We start from the raw sequence: 18326 nt of genomic DNA on the forward strand, positions 1-18326 counted from the left end.
ACAGGAAGTAAGAGGTGTGCTATGAAGCTAAGTGAGATGATAATAACAGAAACGATGACGATACTAGAAGCAATGGAACGTCTCGACAAGAATGGAACAAAGGTACTTTTTTTACAATCTAATGGTAAGCTTGAAGCAGCGCTCACAGATGGTGATATCAGAAGATATATCTTAACTGGAAAAGAGCTAACGGCACGGGTTAGTGAGGCAGCCAATTATCAACCGAAGTATTTAGAGGTACAAAATCGACGAAGAGCAACTGTATTCATGAAACAACATCATATAGAAGCAGTTCCTATTGTAAATGAGTCCATGGAAATTGCATCTATTTCTTTACTTGATAGTAGCATTATAGTGACAACAAAGGATAAAGTGGACATTCCAATAGTGATGATGGCGGGTGGATTAGGTACAAGGCTTTATCCATATACTAAAGTACTTCCAAAACCATTGATTCCAGTTGGGGAGAATCCAATTGCAGAAATTATTATTAATAAGTTCTGCAATTATGGATGCCACCGTTTCTTTATGATAGTGAATCATAAGAAAAATATGATTAAGGCATATTTTAATGAAATAGAAAAAAAGTATGAATTAGAATTTATTGATGAGAATAAACCGCTCGGTACAGGTGGTGGATTAAGCCTTATGAAGGGAAAATTGAAGGAGACTTTCTTTTTATCCAACTGTGATACCCTAATCGAGGAAGATATTGCGAAGATATATGAGCTTCATAAAAATGAAGGAAATATGATCACTATGATATGCTCCTTAAAAAATTTTACAATTCCTTATGGTGTTATTGATATTGGTGAAAACGGAGATATTGCTAATATACGCGAAAAACCAAATCTTACTTTCTTTACAAATACAGGTTGTTATGTTGTTGAGCCCGAAGTATTGGAGTATCTAGAACATGATACCCCTATCGGTTTTCCTGATATCTTAGAACGCTTAAAGAAGGAAGGGAAAAAAGTTGGTGTCTATCCAATAAGTGAGTGTTCATGGATGGATATGGGGCAATTGGACGAGTTAGAGAAAATGAGAAACAGACTTGAATTACAATACTAAGAAATAAGGGGATATTATGAATTCTATTGCAATCATTCCTGCCCGCAGTGGCTCTAAGGGTTTAAAAGATAAGAATATTAAATTACTAGAGGGGAAACCGTTACTTTCTTATACAATCCATGCTGCTATTCAAAGCAAGCAGTTTGATATTGTTTATGTTTCAACAGATTCTGAGGAGTACGCCAGTATATCAAGGGCTTATGGGGCTAGTGTTCCAAGCCTTCGTCCAAAAGATTTATCTGAGGATCGGACATCTACCTGGGATGTAGTAAAATACATATTAGAAGAATACAAACAAAAGGGTGTAATCTTTGATACTGTAATGCTACTACAGCCAACATCACCACTCAGAACAATGAATGATATTATAGTCTCATTTGAGTTGTTTAAAGAAAAAGATGCAGATGCAGTTGTATCAGTATGTGAAACAGAGCATTCCCCGCTATGGTGTAATACATTGCCGGAGAACTTATGTATGAACTATTTTTTGAAAACAGAACTATCTAATAAACCGAGGCAGGAGTTGCAAAAATTCTATAGGCTAAATGGTGCAATATATTTACTAAAGACAGAACTGGTTGACAGAGTAAGTGAATTATATAATGAAAATTGTTATGCCTATGTAATGAAAAAGGAACATTCTATTGATATCGATGATATCTATGATTTTCGTATGGCAGAGGCTATATTAAAAGAGCGTTACGAAGACTAGTTCCTAGTAATACCATTAGAAACGCTTTTGAAGCGAACATTAAACAGATATATTGGAGATAAGATAGATATGGAAAAAGTGGTTGTACTTGGTTGTGGTGGACATGCGAAAAGTATTATTGATATGATAGAACAACAGGAAAGTTATGAAGTCGCAGGTTTTATTACAAATGAAGAATCAGAAGGTTTCATGTATAGAGGTTATCCGGTTCTTGGAACTGATGCGCTATTACCTATGATCTTTCAAAGTGGAATAAAAAGTGCAGTTATTGCTGTTGGATATCTAGGAAACTCCAAAGTGAGAGATCATATATATGAAATGTTAAAATTCATCGGATTCAAATTGCCGGTGATTATAGATAAGACTGCAATTATAGCAAGAGATGTTATCATTGGTGAGGGAACAGTGATTGGTAAAGCCGCTATAATTAATTCAAATGCAATCCTTGGTACTATGGCTATAGTAAATACGGGAGCTTTGATTGAGCATGACTGTGAGGTTGGGGATTTTGCTCATATTGCTGTAGGATGTGTACTGTGTGGAAATGTTAAAGTGGAGAATCATGCTTTCGTTGGAGCAGGTACCAATATTATACATGGAATTACAGTTGGAGAAAACTCCGTTATTGGGGCAGGAAGTACCGTGATTGGCTCTGTACGGCCAAATACATGTGTTTATGGGATTGTGAAATAAACCAGGAGGAAAATAATGGGAGTATTTATCATTGCAGAGGTAGGCGTAAATCACAATGGTTCCGTATCTATTGCAAAAAAGATGATTGATGTGGCAGTGGAAGCTGGAGTCGACTGTGTTAAATTTCAGACTTATAAAACAGAGAATATTGTTACACTCACAGCAAAAAAAGCTAAGTATCAAGAAGATAATATAAAGAGTACTGATTCACAATATGAGATGTTAAAAAGCTTAGAATTAACAAAGGAAGAGTTTATTGAACTAAAAGAGTATTGTAATTTTAAGGGAGTTGTATTTTTATCTACACCTTTTGATTTGGAAAGTATAGAATTTTTAGTTCAGATGGGGATGGATGTATTTAAAGTTCCATCCGGTGAAATTACCAACCTTCCTTATTTAAGAAGAATAGCCAAAACAAGAAATCCAGTAATAATGTCTACAGGAATGTGCGAGTTGGCTGAAATCGAAGAAGCAGTGGCTGTATTAAAAGAAGGAGGATGTCCTAAAGTATCCTTACTTCAATGTACAACGGAATATCCAACAAATTACTCTGATGTAAATCTTAAGGTTATTGAGAACTTAAGAAATTACTTTAACGTTAGCGTGGGATTGTCAGATCATACAAAGGGAATTGAAATATCAATTGCAGCTGTTGCATTAGGTGCAGAAGTTATAGAAAAACATTTTACATTGGACAAAACGATGGAGGGGCCTGATCATAAAGCGAGTATTGAGCCACAGGAGTTGAAAGCGTTGGTACAAGCAATTCGACATGTGGAAGAAGCCTTTGGTAGCAGCACAAAAACCCCAACTAAAATGGAGTTATGTAATCGGAATGCTGCCAGAAAAAGTATCGTTGCTAGCTGTGATATAAAAAGAGGAACTATCCTAACGGAAGAGAATATTACCGTAAAACGTCCAGGTAGTGGGATATCTCCTATGCAGTGGGATGAAATATTAGGGACCAAAGCAATCAAAGATTTTAGAAAAGATGAGATGATTGAAGTATGAGATGTTCTATTGCTATTGTAACCGCCACCAGAGCGGAATACAGCCTTTTAAGCCCGATAATTAAGGCGCTAAAAAAAGAAGAATATGATGTTCGTGTCATAGTGACAGGAGCACATCTTTCATTGGAATATGGTCTGACTTACCAACAAATAGAGGCAGATGGGATAAAAATTGATAAGAAAATTGAAATTCTGCTTAGTTCTGATACACCAGTAGGGGTATCTAAGGCAATGGGACTTGCCATAATCAGCTTTTCTGAGTATTTTGAAGATTCCAAACCAGAGACTCTTATGGTTCTAGGAGATCGATATGAAACACTTGCTGTTTGCTGTGCAGCAATGAATGCAGGAATACCGATACTACATTTGTATGGTGGTGAAACTACCGAAGGAGCAACGGATGAGATGATACGCCATGCCATTACGAAGATGAGTTATCTTCATTTTACTAGTACTGATGAGTATAGAGATAGAGTAATACAATTAGGAGAAAGTCCAGATCGAGTTTATTGTGTAGGAGCTGTTGGCATAGAAAATGCAATGAAAGTTCCTATTCTAAATAAAAATGAGTTAGAAGAGAGTCTCTCATTTTCATTAGGAAACGAATATGCGGTAGTAACTTTTCATCCTGTCACATTGGAAGGGCAGAGTTATGAAAGTCAAATTGAGGAGTTATTAGGTACCCTTGAAACATGTCAGGATATGAAATTCATTATTACAAAGTCGAATGCAGATGCAGGTGGAAGAACTATAAACCAGAGAATTGAGGAATATGTGAGTTCACATAGCAATGCAATAGCAGTTGACTCCCTAGGAATGGTACGTTATTTTAGTGCAGTAAGGTATAGTGCCATGGTAATTGGTAATTCATCTAGTGGATTAATTGAAGTACCAACATATCAGGTACCAACCATTAATATAGGGGATAGGCAAAAGGGACGTACTCAAGCAAAAAGTATTATTAATTGTTTCCCTAAGAAGGAAGAAATATTAATAGCAATTTGCGAGGCTAAATTAGTAGGTGAAAAGCTAAAGATAACGCCTGTACAGAATCCATATGGCGATGGGAAGACTACAGAAAAAATATTGAAGATTATCAATGATTTCTTGCCTATCACAAAAGATAAGCTAAAGAAAAAATTTTATGACATCAAGTTAGAATAATTCTATTCTATGAAAATTGGGAGGATATTTATGAAATATTGTAGGAAATGCACAATGCCTGATACAAGACCAGGAATTACATTTGATGAAGAGGGAGTTTGCTGCGCTTGTAGACATTATGAGACAAGAGAAAATGTAGATTGGGATAAAAGGTTTCAAGAATTGAGGGAACTATGTGATAAATATCGTGGATGTAATGGACCAGGAGCATATGACTGCGCAATCGCGGTATCTGGTGGTAAGGATAGCCACTTTCAGGTTTATGTAATGAAAGAATTAATGGGAATGAACCCAATATTATTTTCTGTAGAAGATAACTTTCCAATGACACAAGCAGGAGCTCATAATATCAAGAATATCAGTGAGGAATTTGGTTGCCCTATTATTAGCTGCAAGCCTAATATAAAAGCTCAGAGAATTCTGATGCGTGCAAGTTTTGAAAAGTATGGAAAGCCGACGTGGTATGTCGATCGTCATATTTATACATTTCCTTTACATATGGCGCTTAAATTTAATACAATGTTATTGGTTTATGGAGAGAATATAAGTTATGAATATGGTGGAAATGGTAGTGTTGAAACGTACTCTGCAAGAGATCAGATTAATAATGGAGTAGCTTCGGGAATGGACGAAGAGGAACTTTTAGAACTTGGCATAGATCCTTGTGATTTATTTCTTACTAAAAGCCCAAGCAAGGAAGAAATAAATCGTTTAGATCCTATCTATCTTAGCTACTTTATAAAATGGAATAGTTTTAAAAATTATCAGTTTGCGAAGTCGAGAGGATTTAGAGATTTGACGCATGAATGGGACAGAACTAACCATGCGGAAAACTTTGATCAAGTTGACTCAAGAGCTTATCTTGTTCATCCTTGGTTAAAGTATCCAAAGTTTGGACACGCAGCTGCTACAGATTATACAGCTAGATTTATTCGTTATGGTCTAATGACTAGAGAAGAAGCAATACAAGTAATTAAAGAAAGAGACCATGCGATAGATCCATTAGCGGTGAGGGACTTTTGTGATTTTTGTGGATATACAGAATCAGAATTCTATCAAATTGTTGATAAGTTTTATAACAAAGAAATATTTAGAATGGACGAATTTGGAAGGTATATTTTAAAGCATCCAATTTGGGAAGATTAATTGAATTCAAAAAATGAAGGAGAAAGTGGGGGGGCATGGCAAAAGATTACGAATTAGAGTTTATAGGACAAACTAGTTTTTATTCAAAGAAAGAACGTAATGTTAAAATGTACTTTTCAGAACCAGAAAATGGTGTTAATAAAGAAACTGGAATATTACTGAATATATCTGGTTATGGAGGTCATTCAAACTCAAATATATACAAAAAAATGAGAACCCAATTTGCTGATCAATATAATCTTATGACGCTACAATGTGATTACTTAGGATGGGAATTTATGCAAGGTCCTAAGGAACAGTTCCTTAATGAGCCATGGTATCGTGAACGAATGACGCCAGAAGTATTTGAAGGTTTTCTTCAAGCAATAAAACTGGGGGATGCTACAGAGTATTATAAAGAATATGGTTTAAAGTTATGTGAACATTTAGAAGAGAGTCTTGATAATTATAATGATCAAGGTATACTTCAAGCAATCGATAATTTAGATGCATTAAAAATATTACTAGATATCCTGGATTCAAATGGATTTATTTACAATAAAAGAATGATATTAGCAATGGGACACTCTCATGGAGCATATATAGCCTATTTATGTAATAGGTATCAACCCAATGTATTTTCTATGATAATTGATAATAGCTCATATTTATATCCGATATACCTAAATGTGGCAAGAGGTATGAGAGGATGGGCGGGGTATGTTAAAGAAATAGCGTTTACCTATCTTGTGTCAAAGATGAGAATAGACACAGAACTATATGATATGAATAGTATGTATGAAAACTTTGATAATAAAGCTACTATTTTAAGTTTTCATGGAATAAACGATAGTTTTTTATCACTTCAAGAAAAACGAGAGTTTCTAGCTAAAATTCCAAATACTATATTAGAGGTTATTGATGAGAACAGGATAAATGATATATTCAAATCTTGTAATCATGGACTAGATGCTGACTTTATTAAACTATTTGATTATGTTTGGCAACAGTATCCGCAACATTTGGTAAAAAAAGAGGATTTAAAGTTTATTGAGCATGAAATTAATACATGTACCCATTGTTATAAAGTTGATATGAGCTTAGGAGTCCCAAGATTACTAATTAATGTATAACAATTCCATATGAATTGATATGTTTTACTGAACGAGATATGAAGATAAGGGTAGTAAGCTTAAGTCGTTGTCATTTTTGTATTTCAGCTAACAGGGGTATGATACCGCCCCCCTGTTAGCAAGTTAGTCACATCAATGCCCAAGAACAGATATGATGTGAGGGTAATGTCACCCCACTCAGCAGTTTTGTAGTTGATAGAAGGTTTGATAGTTGATAGAATAAGTAATCTAAATAAATTTCTCTACATCTCTAAACGGACAATTCCATCCTTTGCAGGTTTATAGGAACCACATTGCTTATAATAATTAATTGCTTTCTCCTTATCCCCAATACACTCATATATCGCACCAACATTGTATAAAGCAAGGTAAGAATTCACTCCTAAAACTTTACACTCCTTGTATTTTGATACCTTAATAAACTCCCTAATTGCTTCTTGAAACATACCACAATTCATATAGATAAATCCCATCATATAAACAAAATCTGCGCTATGAGAAAATTCTTCATATACATTTTCCATCAATAATGCATGCTCTAACTGGTTCGAGTTAATTAGAGAGTATCCATACATCTCTACCATATCAATAACATACTCTAGTTTTGGATTTAAGTCATATCCCAAGGCTCTTCCGAAATAATCTGCTGCTTCTTTATAATCCTCTTGAAAATAGTACCCTTTTCCAAGCTGATAGAGAGTATACGGATCATCTTCTTCTTCACTTAACGATTTTAATAGCATCTGGATATTTCTCTGCGCTTTTTTCTTTCTATCACTTTCATCTCCATTATATCCAACATGGTCGAAATAGAGAGGAACCTGATAAGTCGGGTATTCTTCTTCTGAAAAAGATACTATTTGTTCATGTATTTTCCCGCTATAACGATAGTATTTCTTTGGAAATAGTCGATTTACAAGTTCTTTGCCGGAGTACTCCATATTGTTTCTGACGAAAATATTATTTCTATGAATTCTGCCAACACTTCTAGGATTACGTAGCAATAATGTTTCAAGTTCTTGCTTATGAAAGTCTATAAGAAATTCATCGCTATCCACCATCAAAATATACTCTTTCGTGGACCTTTCTATCGCATAATTTCGTGCTGCACTAAAATCATCACACCATTTAAAATCGTATACCTTATCGGTATATTGCCTTGCAATACTTTTTGTATTATCCGTTGAGCCTGTGTCAATAACAATTATCTCATATTCAAGCTTTGCCAAATTGTCAAGACAGATTTTTATGTTCTCTTCTTCATCTTTCACTATTATACAGACAGAAATCATTTATAATCCTCCTTCATTTTACACATTCTATGTTAGTATCTGTAATTCAGACATAAGACTCTGGGGGAAACGAATCATCTCTTATTCGTTCTCAGTTCCAATAATCACTACTATAATACTTATCGGTTTTTTAAAAAGATACTGAATAACAACTTACTAAAGCTCATTTATAAAAAATAACAAAAATGTGTCGGTAATAGTAGAAAAAGTAGCTCTTCGGATTTTTTATCCTAATTTTATCTAAATTATTTACTAAATTTGCCGATAACCATAATAGAGATACATGCAAACAAAGACAGTTCGTCACAAAGTCTATATAAGATATGGTATATAGGTGGCGGATAAGAAGGAGAGTTGATATGAAATTTGATACTAAAACACATAGGCAATGGAACAATTATTCCAATTTTGTAAAGTTTCTAGGTTGTTTTCTATTATTGTTCGCATTTAGTGTGAGCTTGATTGGCTTCGGTAAGTTGACTGCCTATGGTCAAGCAGGGAGAAGTGTTACATATAGTGATATCACCATCGATCATGCAAAAGGTGAGATAAGAATTATAGTCCAGCCCGGTGATACAATTCTTTATAGTGATGCTAAAAAACTAGATTGGATGGAAGCAACCACAATGGATAATGGTACTAATTCGGTTGCAGTCATTGATATATCCTGGATTAACCGTTCCAAAGAATTTATTCTAGCAATCAAGAATAAAAATGAGACTTCGAATGATGCAATGGTGCAAATCAATTTGCGTCCTAGAGAAGAAGGTCTTAAAGCAGGGTTAAGCGGGACATCTACCCTAATTGATAAAGTTGTAAATAAACCATTGGAACTCACATATCCAACCACTTATGCAATTTATTCGGTATGTAAAGAGTATGGTTATGTATACTTTTATACAGGAAGTGGTAGCACTGCAAGATATTACGAAGAATATGATAACATTGAGTGGAAAAATGGCTCTGATGGTGTATGGAGGGATTTTAAAGAATTAAATCCTGCAATCTATGCCAACAAAGGTACTTCTATTTATTTCCGTGTTAAGTCTGCAGGGGAAGAAAAATTGACGACCACTGTTGATAAGCAAGGAGTTTATGTAACGAAAGGTGCTCCTGCTGGTAAAGAAGTTCGTTTTAGTTATGCAAAGCTTGCCAATGCTCCAAGGGTAGCGTTAAATGGCAGTGATCTAACCGTTGCATTACGTGCTGGTTATGAATATCGTATTCTTCCAGATGGTGATTGGGTTAATGTTGTGGATGCACATGCAAACTCATTAGGGAAAATAGAACCTGTATCTCTATATTCACTATATAAGAAATATGATAGAAATGATAGTTCAAAAAATAGTAAATTTACATTCCAATATCAAGAGTTTGATATGCAAATAAGAATTGCAGCTACATCAAAGAAGCCATCTTCAAAAGCATTTAATTTAAAGGTAGTATCTCCAAAAGCTACAGAGACGGCAGGAATCGAAATTTCTTATACACTACCATATAGTAAAAAAGATGGAATTTCGTTTACTAATGTAAATCCAGACAGTTATCAAGTAGCACTAATTAGTGGTAAGTACTGTGGTGGTGTAAGTACTTTTGATGCATCTAAGGTGGATTATAAAAAAGTTAAATGGTACAATGCAAAATCCGGAACGAAAGAAAAACCATCCACAGTGAAGATTCCTGGGTCTGTATATACTGGAAAAAATGTAATAGAAGAACCAATTCTTATTTACCGTATAGCACCAGTCAATGAATCAAAAACTCAAAAGCAAGTAATTGCTTCTAAAGCTATAGCAGTAAATATACCTACAGAGGTAGTTCAAACAGCAACAGATTCCGTTCAATCTAAGGTTGAGCTTGTGCAAGGAACCGCTGCGGAAGGTAAAATTGAAGTTACGACTACGAATGTTTCAGTAGGAGCAACTCCAAAGATTTCAGCTCCTAAAAAACCAACAGGCATTACAATTACTGCGGATAAAGTAAAAACAGATGGAAAATTTACTATCTCAGTAAAAATTGCGAGTACTGCTCAGGTAGTTGATTCCTATAAATTTAATGTAACAATTGAAGGAATAACGAAGGAATACACAGTTACGATAAAGGCAAAACCAGCAACACCATCACCTACAGTGACACCAACACCTACTCCGTAGAAAGCTTATCATATAGGAAATCCTAGCTTCGTAAGTAAACTTCACTTTGTAGGTAAACTTTACTTTGTAGGTAACTCCTTATTTCGTAAAAATGGAGACTCAGTAGTTATAATTGCTAAACCCATTAATTTATTTAATAAATAGAAACATAGGTAATCCGCCCATATTCTGATATAATTAGTAATAGAGAACAATACTGATTAACTGGAGGAATAATATGGGCGGATTTTTTGGTGTAGCTTCTAAAACTGATTGCGTATTTGACTTATTCTTTGGAACGGATTACCATTCCCATCTTGGAACGAGAAGGGGTGGTATGGCAGTTTACGGAGAAGGTGGTTATGATCGTTCCATTCACAATATAGAGAATTCCCCATTTCGTACTAAGTTCGAGAAAGATGTAAATACGTTAAAAGGGAATATTGGAATTGGATGTATCTCGGATTTCGAGCCACAGCCTCTTATTGTGCGTTCCCATCATGGTACTTATGCAATTACAACTGTTGGTAAAATAAATAATAGCGAAGAACTCGTAAATCAAATATTTCAGTCTGGAAATCCTCATTTTTTAGAAATGAGTGGTGGAGATATCAATCCTACAGAGCTGGTAGCAGCGATTATTAATCAAAAGGATCATCTGGTAGAGGGAATTCGCTATGCGCAGGAAATCATAGATGGCTCCATGACACTACTTATCATGACGCCAAAGGGTATCTATGCAGCAAGAGATAGAATGGGGAGAACTCCGGTATCCATTGGACAAAAAGAAGGGGCATTTTGTGCTTCGTTTGAAAGTTTTGCGTATTTAAATCTTGGATATTCAGAATATAAAGAACTTGGATCGGGTGAAATAGTTGTAATCACACCAGAGGGAGTGCAGACATTAAGCGAGCCATCGTCTGATATGAAGATATGTACTTTCCTATGGGTCTATTATGGTTATCCATCCTCCTCTTATGAGGGAGTTAGTGTGGAGCAAATGCGTTATCGTTGTGGAGATTTACTTGCGAGGAGAGATCAGGTAAAACCGGATATCGTTGCTGGTGTACCCGATTCTGGAACCGCTCATGCGATTGGATATGCGAATCGCTCTGGTATTCCATTTTCTCGTCCATTTATCAAATATACACCAACATGGCCGCGTTCTTTTATGCCATCAATCCAGAGTCAGAGAGATTTGATCGCTAAGATGAAATTAATCCCTGTTCATGACTTGATTAAGGACAAGAGTATGTTACTTATCGATGATTCGATCGTACGTGGGACACAACTTAGAGAAACAACAGAGTTTTTATATCAAAGCGGAGCGAAAGAAGTTCATATTCGCCCGGCTTGTCCACCACTATTATATAAATGTAAATATTTGAACTTTTCTAGATCAACCTCAGAAATGGATTTGATTACTAGACGTGTTATCGTGGAAGCAGAAAGTGAAATTACAAAGGAAGTGCTATCAGAGTATGCAGATCCAGAATCGGATCGATATAATTATATGCTCGATCAGATTAGTACTAAACTTAACTTTACCTCGTTGCGTTATCATCGTCTGGATGATATGATAAAGTCAGTGGGAATCTCACCATGTAAGTTATGTACTTACTGTTGGAATGGTAAAGAGGAATAACTAAGATTGTCATCATTAATAAACGGCGTTAAGTGCCAGAATGGATTATGTATGAAGCATACATTTACGAAAACACTAGAGGATTGCCCAGTCATCGCTGCAGTTAAAGATAATGAGGGGCTAGAACAATGTCTTTCGTCTGAGAGTAGTATTGTATTTATCCTTTATGGAGATATCCTTACAATTTCAGATATTGTAAATCGCGTGAAGGAATGCGGAAAGCTTGCTATGGTTCATGTTGATTTGATATCAGGGCTTAGTTCGAAGGAAATTAGTGTTGATTTTATTAAAGAGCATACGAGGGCTGACGGTATTATATCGACAAAGCCAATGTTAATTAAGAGAGCAAAAGAATTATCATTATATACAATTTTACGTTTCTTTGTGATTGATTCCATGGCTTATGAGAATATTAAAAAACAATGTACGAATGTAAAACCAGATTGTATTGAGATTCTTCCTGGTATTATGCCAAAGGTTATTAAAAAAATCTGCAATACTCAAAACATACCTGTAATTGCAGGTGGTTTAATATCAGACAAAGAGGACATTATGCAAGCTTTAGATGCTGGGGCTGTATCTATTTCAACGACCAACCCTAAAGTCTGGTTTATGTAATAGTAGTTAGGTACAGAATTTCATTTACAAAGAGTAATTATTCGTATTTACTCTTTGTGTATATCGTGATATCATGCTTGTAAGGGTGGCTTAATATTTCTATACATATTTTTAGAAAGAAAGGATTGTTGCTATGTCGAACAAAGAAATTATAATTCAATTACTAGATAAGATTCCTGACTATAAAATAGGTTATGTACTTGCATATATTCAAGGTATTACGGCAGATGAAGAGGCGGATGATATTTTTTGTGAAAGAATGTATCAAAATTATTTAGACGACAAAGACATTGAAAAAGATAAAGCATATTCTTTGGATGAATGTAAGAAGGAATGGGGGATTGATTAATGTATCAAATCCTAATCCAGAAAAAAGCTAAGAATTTTATTGATAATCTCCCCTTAAATGAAAAACGAAGAATAGTAACAGCAATAGAACAACTACCTAATGGTAATGATATAAAGAAATTAAAAGGACACAGTGAACTGATGCGGTTAAGGGTTGGAAACTATAGAATTATATACACTGTAAATAAAGGAGAACTCACAATTATCGTAATAGATGCTGATAGTCGTGGACAGATATATAATAGGTACTGAACAATACTTTGCAACGTTAATATAAAGGTGTAAAGTCATTTAGGCTGTTTTTCAAATGGTAATTTTAAATGCCAGGTGAATATAATAATAGTAGATTTAGTTATATCATAATATTCATATCTTAGCCCACTATGTAAGGTGTTAATGAAGAGATTGATATAACGGTCAAATTATTAAATAGATATTTCTGAAATGTGTTAAAGACAATTAAATATAATTGCATGAGAATTGGAGTCAAGCAAATAGTATGCTGCCCTAGGCAGTGTATTTTGCTTGGCTTTTTTTGCTTTTTAAAACGAATTTGTATTTAGAAATAACATCTTAGGAAGAGAAGAAATCGCAATATGGTTCAGATTATAAGGTTTGTCAGAAAGTAGCGAAAGCAGTGCAACACAGAAATGGAGTAAATTGTTTATGAAAGGAAGGGGCTTTTATGTATGATGTTATAATTATTGGTGCTGGAGTCATTGGCTGTGCTGTAGCAAGAGAATTATCAAAGTATGAAAGAAAAATTCTTGTAGTGGATAAGGCGAGTGATATCTGTGAAGGAACATCGAAAGCAAATAGTGGAATTATTCATGCTGGATTTGATGCAAAACCAGGGAGTTTCAAGGCTAAATTTAATGTTCTTGGGAATCAAATGATGGAGGAGCTCTCAAAGCAATTGGATTTCCCATTTCAGAGAAATGGATCTTTAGTACTTGGATTTTCAGAAGCTGACCTCATAGAACTTAAGAAGTTAAAAGAGCAAGGTGAGAAAAATGGAGTAAAAGAGTTAGAAATACTAACCGGTGAGGAAGCAAGAAATTTAGAGCCGAATTTATCGAAAGAGGTTATATGGGCATTGTATGCAAAGCAGGGAGGAATTGTATGTCCATTTAATTTGACAATTGCACTGGCAGAGAATGCGTTTACGAATGGTGCCCAATTTAAACTTAATACAGAGGTCCAAAGTATTAATAGAATATCTTCCACAAAGGAAATTCCATTTGATTTTTATCATATAGAAACAAATCAAGGAATATTAAGAAGTAGGACAGTTGTAAATGCGGCCGGAGTATATGCAGATTTATTTCACAATATGGTTAGTGAACATAAGATAAAGATTATACCTAGAAAAGGTGAGTACTGCCTTTTTGATAAAAGTGTTGGCAATTATGTTCAGAAGACAATCTTTCAACTACCAACAAAGATGGGAAAAGGCGTATTAGTTACTCCAACCATACACGGAAATCTTATGGTAGGACCAACGGCAGAGGATGTATTGGATAAGGAGGACATCAGTACATCAATGGATGGGCTAAAAGATGTATTAAAAAAGGCTACAAAGAGCGTAAAAGACCTTCCTATAAAGCAAGTGATTACTTCGTTTGCAGGACTACGGGCACATGAAGAATCTGGAGACTTTATCATAGGAGAATGTGAGGATGCAAAAGGATTTTTTGATGTAGCAGGAATAGAATCACCAGGGCTTACTTGCGCTCCTGCGATAGGAAAGTATATCTCGAACTTAATGATGGATTATTTGCCAGCAAATTTAAATTCAACTTACAAACCTTACCGAAAAGGGGTTATCTCCATTGCTCATGCCAGCTTTGAAGAACGGAAACAATACATTAATGAGAATCCAGCCTATGCGAATGTTATTTGTCGCTGTGAAATGGTTACAGAAGGAGAGATTATGGATGCTATCCATAGACCTCTTGGGGCTACGACTCTTGACGGGATAAAACGTAGAACCAGAGCTGGGTCGGGGCGATGTCAATCAGGTTTTTGTTCTCCAAAGGTTATCGAGATCTTAGCGAGGGAGTTAAAAGTAGATCCTTCTACTATAACGAAATCAGGAGAAGGCTCCAACTTTCTAACTGGGTTTAATAAGGAGGAAGTGTGAATGAACTATGATATTGTAATAATCGGTGGAGGTCCTGCAGGATTAGCAGCAGCCCTTGGGGCAAGAGAGTCGGGGACATCCTCGATCCTAATAATAGAGCGGGATAAGGAGCTTGGAGGTATCTTAAATCAATGTATCCATACAGGATTTGGACTTACTACTTTTAAAGAGGAGTTAACAGGACCAGAGTATGCGCATCGTTATATCGAAGAATTAGAAGGAAAAGATATTACTGTGATGCTTCAAACGATGGTCATTGAAATAACGAAAGAAAAACAAATTATGGTAATGAACCGAGAAAGAGGCTGTTTTATCATTGATGCAAAAGCCATCATCCTTGCCATGGGTTGTAGAGAACGACCGAGAGGAGCTTTAAATATCCCAGGATGCCGTCCTGCTGGCATTTATACTGCTGGTACAGCGCAGCATTATGTAAATGTGGAAGGTAGAATGCCTGGCAATGAAGTTGTAATTCTAGGATCGGGAGATATCGGGTTAATCATGGCAAGAAGGCTAACCTTAGAGGGGGCAAAAGTAAAGCTGGTAGCAGAGCTTTTGCCATACTCCAGTGGTTTAAAACGTAATATAGTACAATGCCTTGATGATTATCAAATTCCACTAAGGCTAAGCCATACGGTGGTAGCAATCGATGGGAAGGATAGAGTGAAGGGGGTTACTTTGGCGAAAGTGGATGAGCAGTTGCAACCTATAAAAGGGACGGAAGAATACATTTCCTGTGATACTTTACTTCTTTCGGTTGGGTTGATACCAGAAAATGAATTATCAACTTTGTTATCTGTTACATTAAATCCTACAACTGGTGGGCCTGTTGTCAATGAGAGTCTTGAAACAAGTGTAGATGGAGTTTTTGCCTGCGGAAATGTACTACATGTACATGATTTAGTGGATAATGTGTCATCTGAGGCGAGGTCTACAGGGAAACACGCAGTGGAGTATTTAAATCTCGTAAGAGAAGGAGAAATAGAGAAAGAAATTCTCGTGCAATCAGGAGAGGGGATTCGTTATACGGTTCCTAATCAGCTGCGCTTCTCAAGATTAGAAGAACAAATCACTATTCGCTTCCGAGTAACTAAGGCTTTTACTAATGCTTACCTTTGTATTTACTTTGATGATATTCGAGTGGATCGTAAGAGTAAGAAAAATTTAACACCAGGTGAGATGGGGCAGGTAATTATAAATAAAAAGGATATCAAAAAATATCCTAATATAAATAAAATTACAGTGAAAATAGAAGAAGAGTAGGCGAAAAGATTTTTCAAATCACCTTGTAAAATGCAAGAAAGCATTGTAAGGACCACTCTTTACCTTGAGGATTTATACTAGGTTTCAGAAAAAGAAGTTGTGCAAATTAAAGCGCAGAAGTGAGGTGTAGAATGGAAACAAGAGTATTTACATGTATCAGATGTCCTATGGGTTGCGAACTTACTGCAACCATAAATGATAATGGTATGGTAACTGTAAAAGGTAATGCTTGTATTCGTGGAGAACAATATGCAAGGAAGGAATTGACGAATCCATTACGAGCTTTGACCACTACAGTGCGGGTAGTAGGAGGAACTCAGGCTATGGTTCCTGTGAGAACAAAAGGAGATATTCCGAAAGAAAAAATTATGGACGGAATAAGGCAGTTAAAGCAGATACAGGTCACAGCTCCAATTCAAATAGGAGAAGTGATCGTAGAGAACCTTGTGAATACAGGGGTAGCAGTAATTGCGACGAAAACTGTACAAAAAAGAGTATAATAATTATTATTTATTAAAGAATTCTCTTAAAAATGACGAAGTATGTAGAAAATAAGATGGTAGGAGACGAACAGGGATTGTTTCCATGTGAATACTTAGCTTGAAAATATGGAACTGGAACTATGCAGTAATATGAAGTACTTGAAAATAATATGGAACTATGCAGTATTATGAAGTAGTAATGGAACAGGTGTTGATGGAAAACTTGTAACTAGAAGTACAGTATTTAAAGATATTTTCGAAGGAAAAAGTAAAACTACCTAAATGTATTTAAGGAACATAGGAGGAATAAATTATGATAACAGTATCCGCTTGTCTTATCGTTAAAAATGAGGAAAAAGTGTTAGCAAGATGCTTAGATTGTGTACAGAGGGTAGCAGATGAGATTATCATTGTGGATACTGGCTCAACCGATCGGACTAAGGAGATTGCAAGCCGATATACGAATTTCATTTATGATTTTAAGTGGGTGGATGATTTTTCAGCTGCAAGAAACTTTTCGTTTTCCAAGGCAGCGATGGATTATCTGTATGTTGTTGATGCAGATGAAATAATAGAAGAAGAACAGATACATGATTTCCTACGGTTAAAAGAGACATTATTACCAGAGATTGAAATCGTGCAGATGTATTATTGCAATCAACTGGAATTTAATACAACCTACAATTACGATAAAGAGTATCGTCCAAAACTTTATAAGAGAGTAAGAGAATTTCGTTTTTATGATCCTTTGCATGAGGCGGTGCGATTGGACCCCATAATCTATGATAGTGAAATAGAGATTGTTCATAAGCCTCTATCGAATCATGCACCAAGAGACTTTGCTACTTATCAAAAAATTATTGAACGAGGAGAACAACTGTCTGATAAGCTGCGATCTATGTACGCTAGAGAGTTATTTATCGCGGGTGAGGATTGTAATTTTATTGATGCTTATTCCTACTTTTATAATACCGTACTTCATACTAACTTAGGATTAACAGAACTAAAGCAATGCCAATGTGTATTAGCTAGAGGGGCTAGATTACAACAAAAGGACCAAGACTTTTTTAAAGTTTGCTTAAAAAATGTCGCTTGTGGTGAGTCATCATCTGAAATATGCTTTGAACTAGGTGAATACTACCTGCAAAATGGAGATGAATTAGAGGCTATTCTTTGGTATTATAATGCTGCATTCGAAACAGAAGCAGAACTTAATTTACATTATCAAGGGGATTATCCACTAAACCAACTTGCCCTCTGTTATCATCACTTAGGTAATAAAGAAGAAGCTTTAAAATATGAAAAGCTGCGAGATGAATGGAAAGTAAAAGAGAAGTAAATCCTATCTATAGAAAGGCATGAGATGCAAAAGATAGATATTGATAAGTAAAAGATAATTTAAGATGCAAAAGATAAGTAAAAGACAGATATGAGATGCAAAAGATAAGTAAAAGACAGATATGAGATGCAGAAAAACTTTTTATATTACTTCAGG

The 18326-nt window shown here is 35.4% G+C and carries 17 protein-coding genes; 16 read left to right on the top strand and 1 reads right to left on the bottom strand.

The features are described 5' to 3' along the window. Positions 1–21: 21 nt before the first annotated feature. The 7 genes from RTP52_RS01345 to RTP52_RS01375 all read left to right on the top strand — a co-directional run bounded on the left by RTP52_RS01345 (position 22) and on the right by RTP52_RS01375 (position 6908). On the top strand, positions 22–1071 hold the full coding sequence (locus tag RTP52_RS01345; RefSeq protein WP_312368722.1) for a nucleotidyltransferase family protein: 1050 nt from the start codon (positions 22–24) through the stop codon (positions 1069–1071). A 16-nt stretch (positions 1072–1087) separates the two neighbouring features. After that, complete coding sequence (locus RTP52_RS01350; protein WP_312368724.1) at positions 1088–1783, top strand: acylneuraminate cytidylyltransferase family protein; 696 nt, start codon at positions 1088–1090, stop codon at positions 1781–1783. A 69-nt stretch (positions 1784–1852) separates the two neighbouring features. Then, positions 1853–2476, top strand: a complete 624-nt coding sequence (locus RTP52_RS01355; RefSeq protein ID WP_312368726.1) for an acetyltransferase — start codon at positions 1853–1855, stop codon at positions 2474–2476. A 15-nt stretch (positions 2477–2491) separates the two neighbouring features. Beyond that, positions 2492–3487 (top strand): N-acetylneuraminate synthase, encoded by a 996-nt coding sequence (gene neuB, locus RTP52_RS01360; RefSeq protein WP_312368728.1) that lies wholly within the window; start codon positions 2492–2494, stop codon positions 3485–3487. After that, on the top strand, positions 3484–4650 hold the full coding sequence (neuC, locus tag RTP52_RS01365) for a UDP-N-acetylglucosamine 2-epimerase (protein WP_312368730.1): 1167 nt from the start codon (positions 3484–3486) through the stop codon (positions 4648–4650). Before neuB ends, neuC begins: the two co-directional genes overlap by 4 nt. Before the next feature lie 30 nt (positions 4651–4680). Further along, complete coding sequence (locus RTP52_RS01370; protein ID WP_312368732.1) at positions 4681–5796, top strand: N-acetyl sugar amidotransferase; 1116 nt, start codon at positions 4681–4683, stop codon at positions 5794–5796. Between the two features lie 35 nt (positions 5797–5831). Further along, a complete protein-coding gene (locus tag RTP52_RS01375) occupies positions 5832–6908 on the top strand; it encodes a DUF2920 family protein (RefSeq protein WP_312368734.1) in 1077 nt (358 codons plus the stop codon). Between the two features lie 242 nt (positions 6909–7150). On the opposite strand, the gene RTP52_RS01380 is transcribed toward RTP52_RS01375, so the two are convergent. Beyond that, on the bottom strand, positions 7151–8200 hold the full coding sequence (locus RTP52_RS01380; RefSeq protein ID WP_312368736.1) for a glycosyltransferase: 1050 nt from the start codon (positions 8198–8200) through the stop codon (positions 7151–7153). A gap of 359 nt (positions 8201–8559) precedes the next feature. Here RTP52_RS01380 and RTP52_RS01385 point away from each other — a divergent pair, with 359 nt between their 5' ends. From RTP52_RS01385 to RTP52_RS01425, 9 genes are all read left to right on the top strand, one after another. Further along, positions 8560–10353, top strand: a complete 1794-nt coding sequence (locus tag RTP52_RS01385; RefSeq protein ID WP_312368738.1) for a hypothetical protein — start codon at positions 8560–8562, stop codon at positions 10351–10353. 217 nt (positions 10354–10570) lie between these two features. Next, on the top strand, positions 10571–11977 hold the full coding sequence (locus RTP52_RS01390; protein WP_312368740.1) for an amidophosphoribosyltransferase: 1407 nt from the start codon (positions 10571–10573) through the stop codon (positions 11975–11977). A 51-nt stretch (positions 11978–12028) separates the two neighbouring features. Further along, positions 12029–12595, top strand: coding sequence for a glycerol-3-phosphate responsive antiterminator (locus tag RTP52_RS01395; protein ID WP_312104537.1), 567 nt, complete (start codon positions 12029–12031; stop codon positions 12593–12595). Positions 12596–12728: 133 nt separating this feature from the next. Next, positions 12729–12944 carry a hypothetical protein gene (locus RTP52_RS01400; protein WP_312104535.1) on the top strand — a complete coding sequence of 72 codons (216 nt, stop codon included), beginning with the start codon at positions 12729–12731 and terminating at the stop codon, positions 12942–12944. Then, positions 12944–13195 (top strand): type II toxin-antitoxin system RelE family toxin, encoded by a 252-nt coding sequence (locus RTP52_RS01405; protein WP_312104532.1) that lies wholly within the window; start codon positions 12944–12946, stop codon positions 13193–13195. Before RTP52_RS01400 ends, RTP52_RS01405 begins: the two co-directional genes overlap by 1 nt. Before the next feature lie 433 nt (positions 13196–13628). Beyond that, positions 13629–15086, top strand: coding sequence for an NAD(P)/FAD-dependent oxidoreductase (locus RTP52_RS01410; RefSeq protein ID WP_312368742.1), 1458 nt, complete (start codon positions 13629–13631; stop codon positions 15084–15086). Continuing rightward, positions 15087–16349, top strand: a complete 1263-nt coding sequence (locus tag RTP52_RS01415; RefSeq protein ID WP_312368744.1) for an NAD(P)/FAD-dependent oxidoreductase — start codon at positions 15087–15089, stop codon at positions 16347–16349. Positions 16350–16480: 131 nt separating this feature from the next. After that, on the top strand, positions 16481–16849 hold the full coding sequence (locus RTP52_RS01420; RefSeq protein ID WP_312368746.1) for a DUF1667 domain-containing protein: 369 nt from the start codon (positions 16481–16483) through the stop codon (positions 16847–16849). A gap of 295 nt (positions 16850–17144) precedes the next feature. Then, positions 17145–18170: a glycosyltransferase family 2 protein gene (locus tag RTP52_RS01425; protein WP_312368748.1), complete on the top strand. Its 1026-nt coding sequence runs from the start codon at positions 17145–17147 to the stop codon at positions 18168–18170. The last annotated feature ends 156 nt before the right edge of the window (positions 18171–18326 follow it).

The sequence above is a fragment of the Lachnoclostridium sp. genome (assembly GCF_031997925.1).
GTDB lineage: Bacteria > Bacillota > Clostridia > Lachnospirales > Lachnospiraceae > Lachnoclostridium.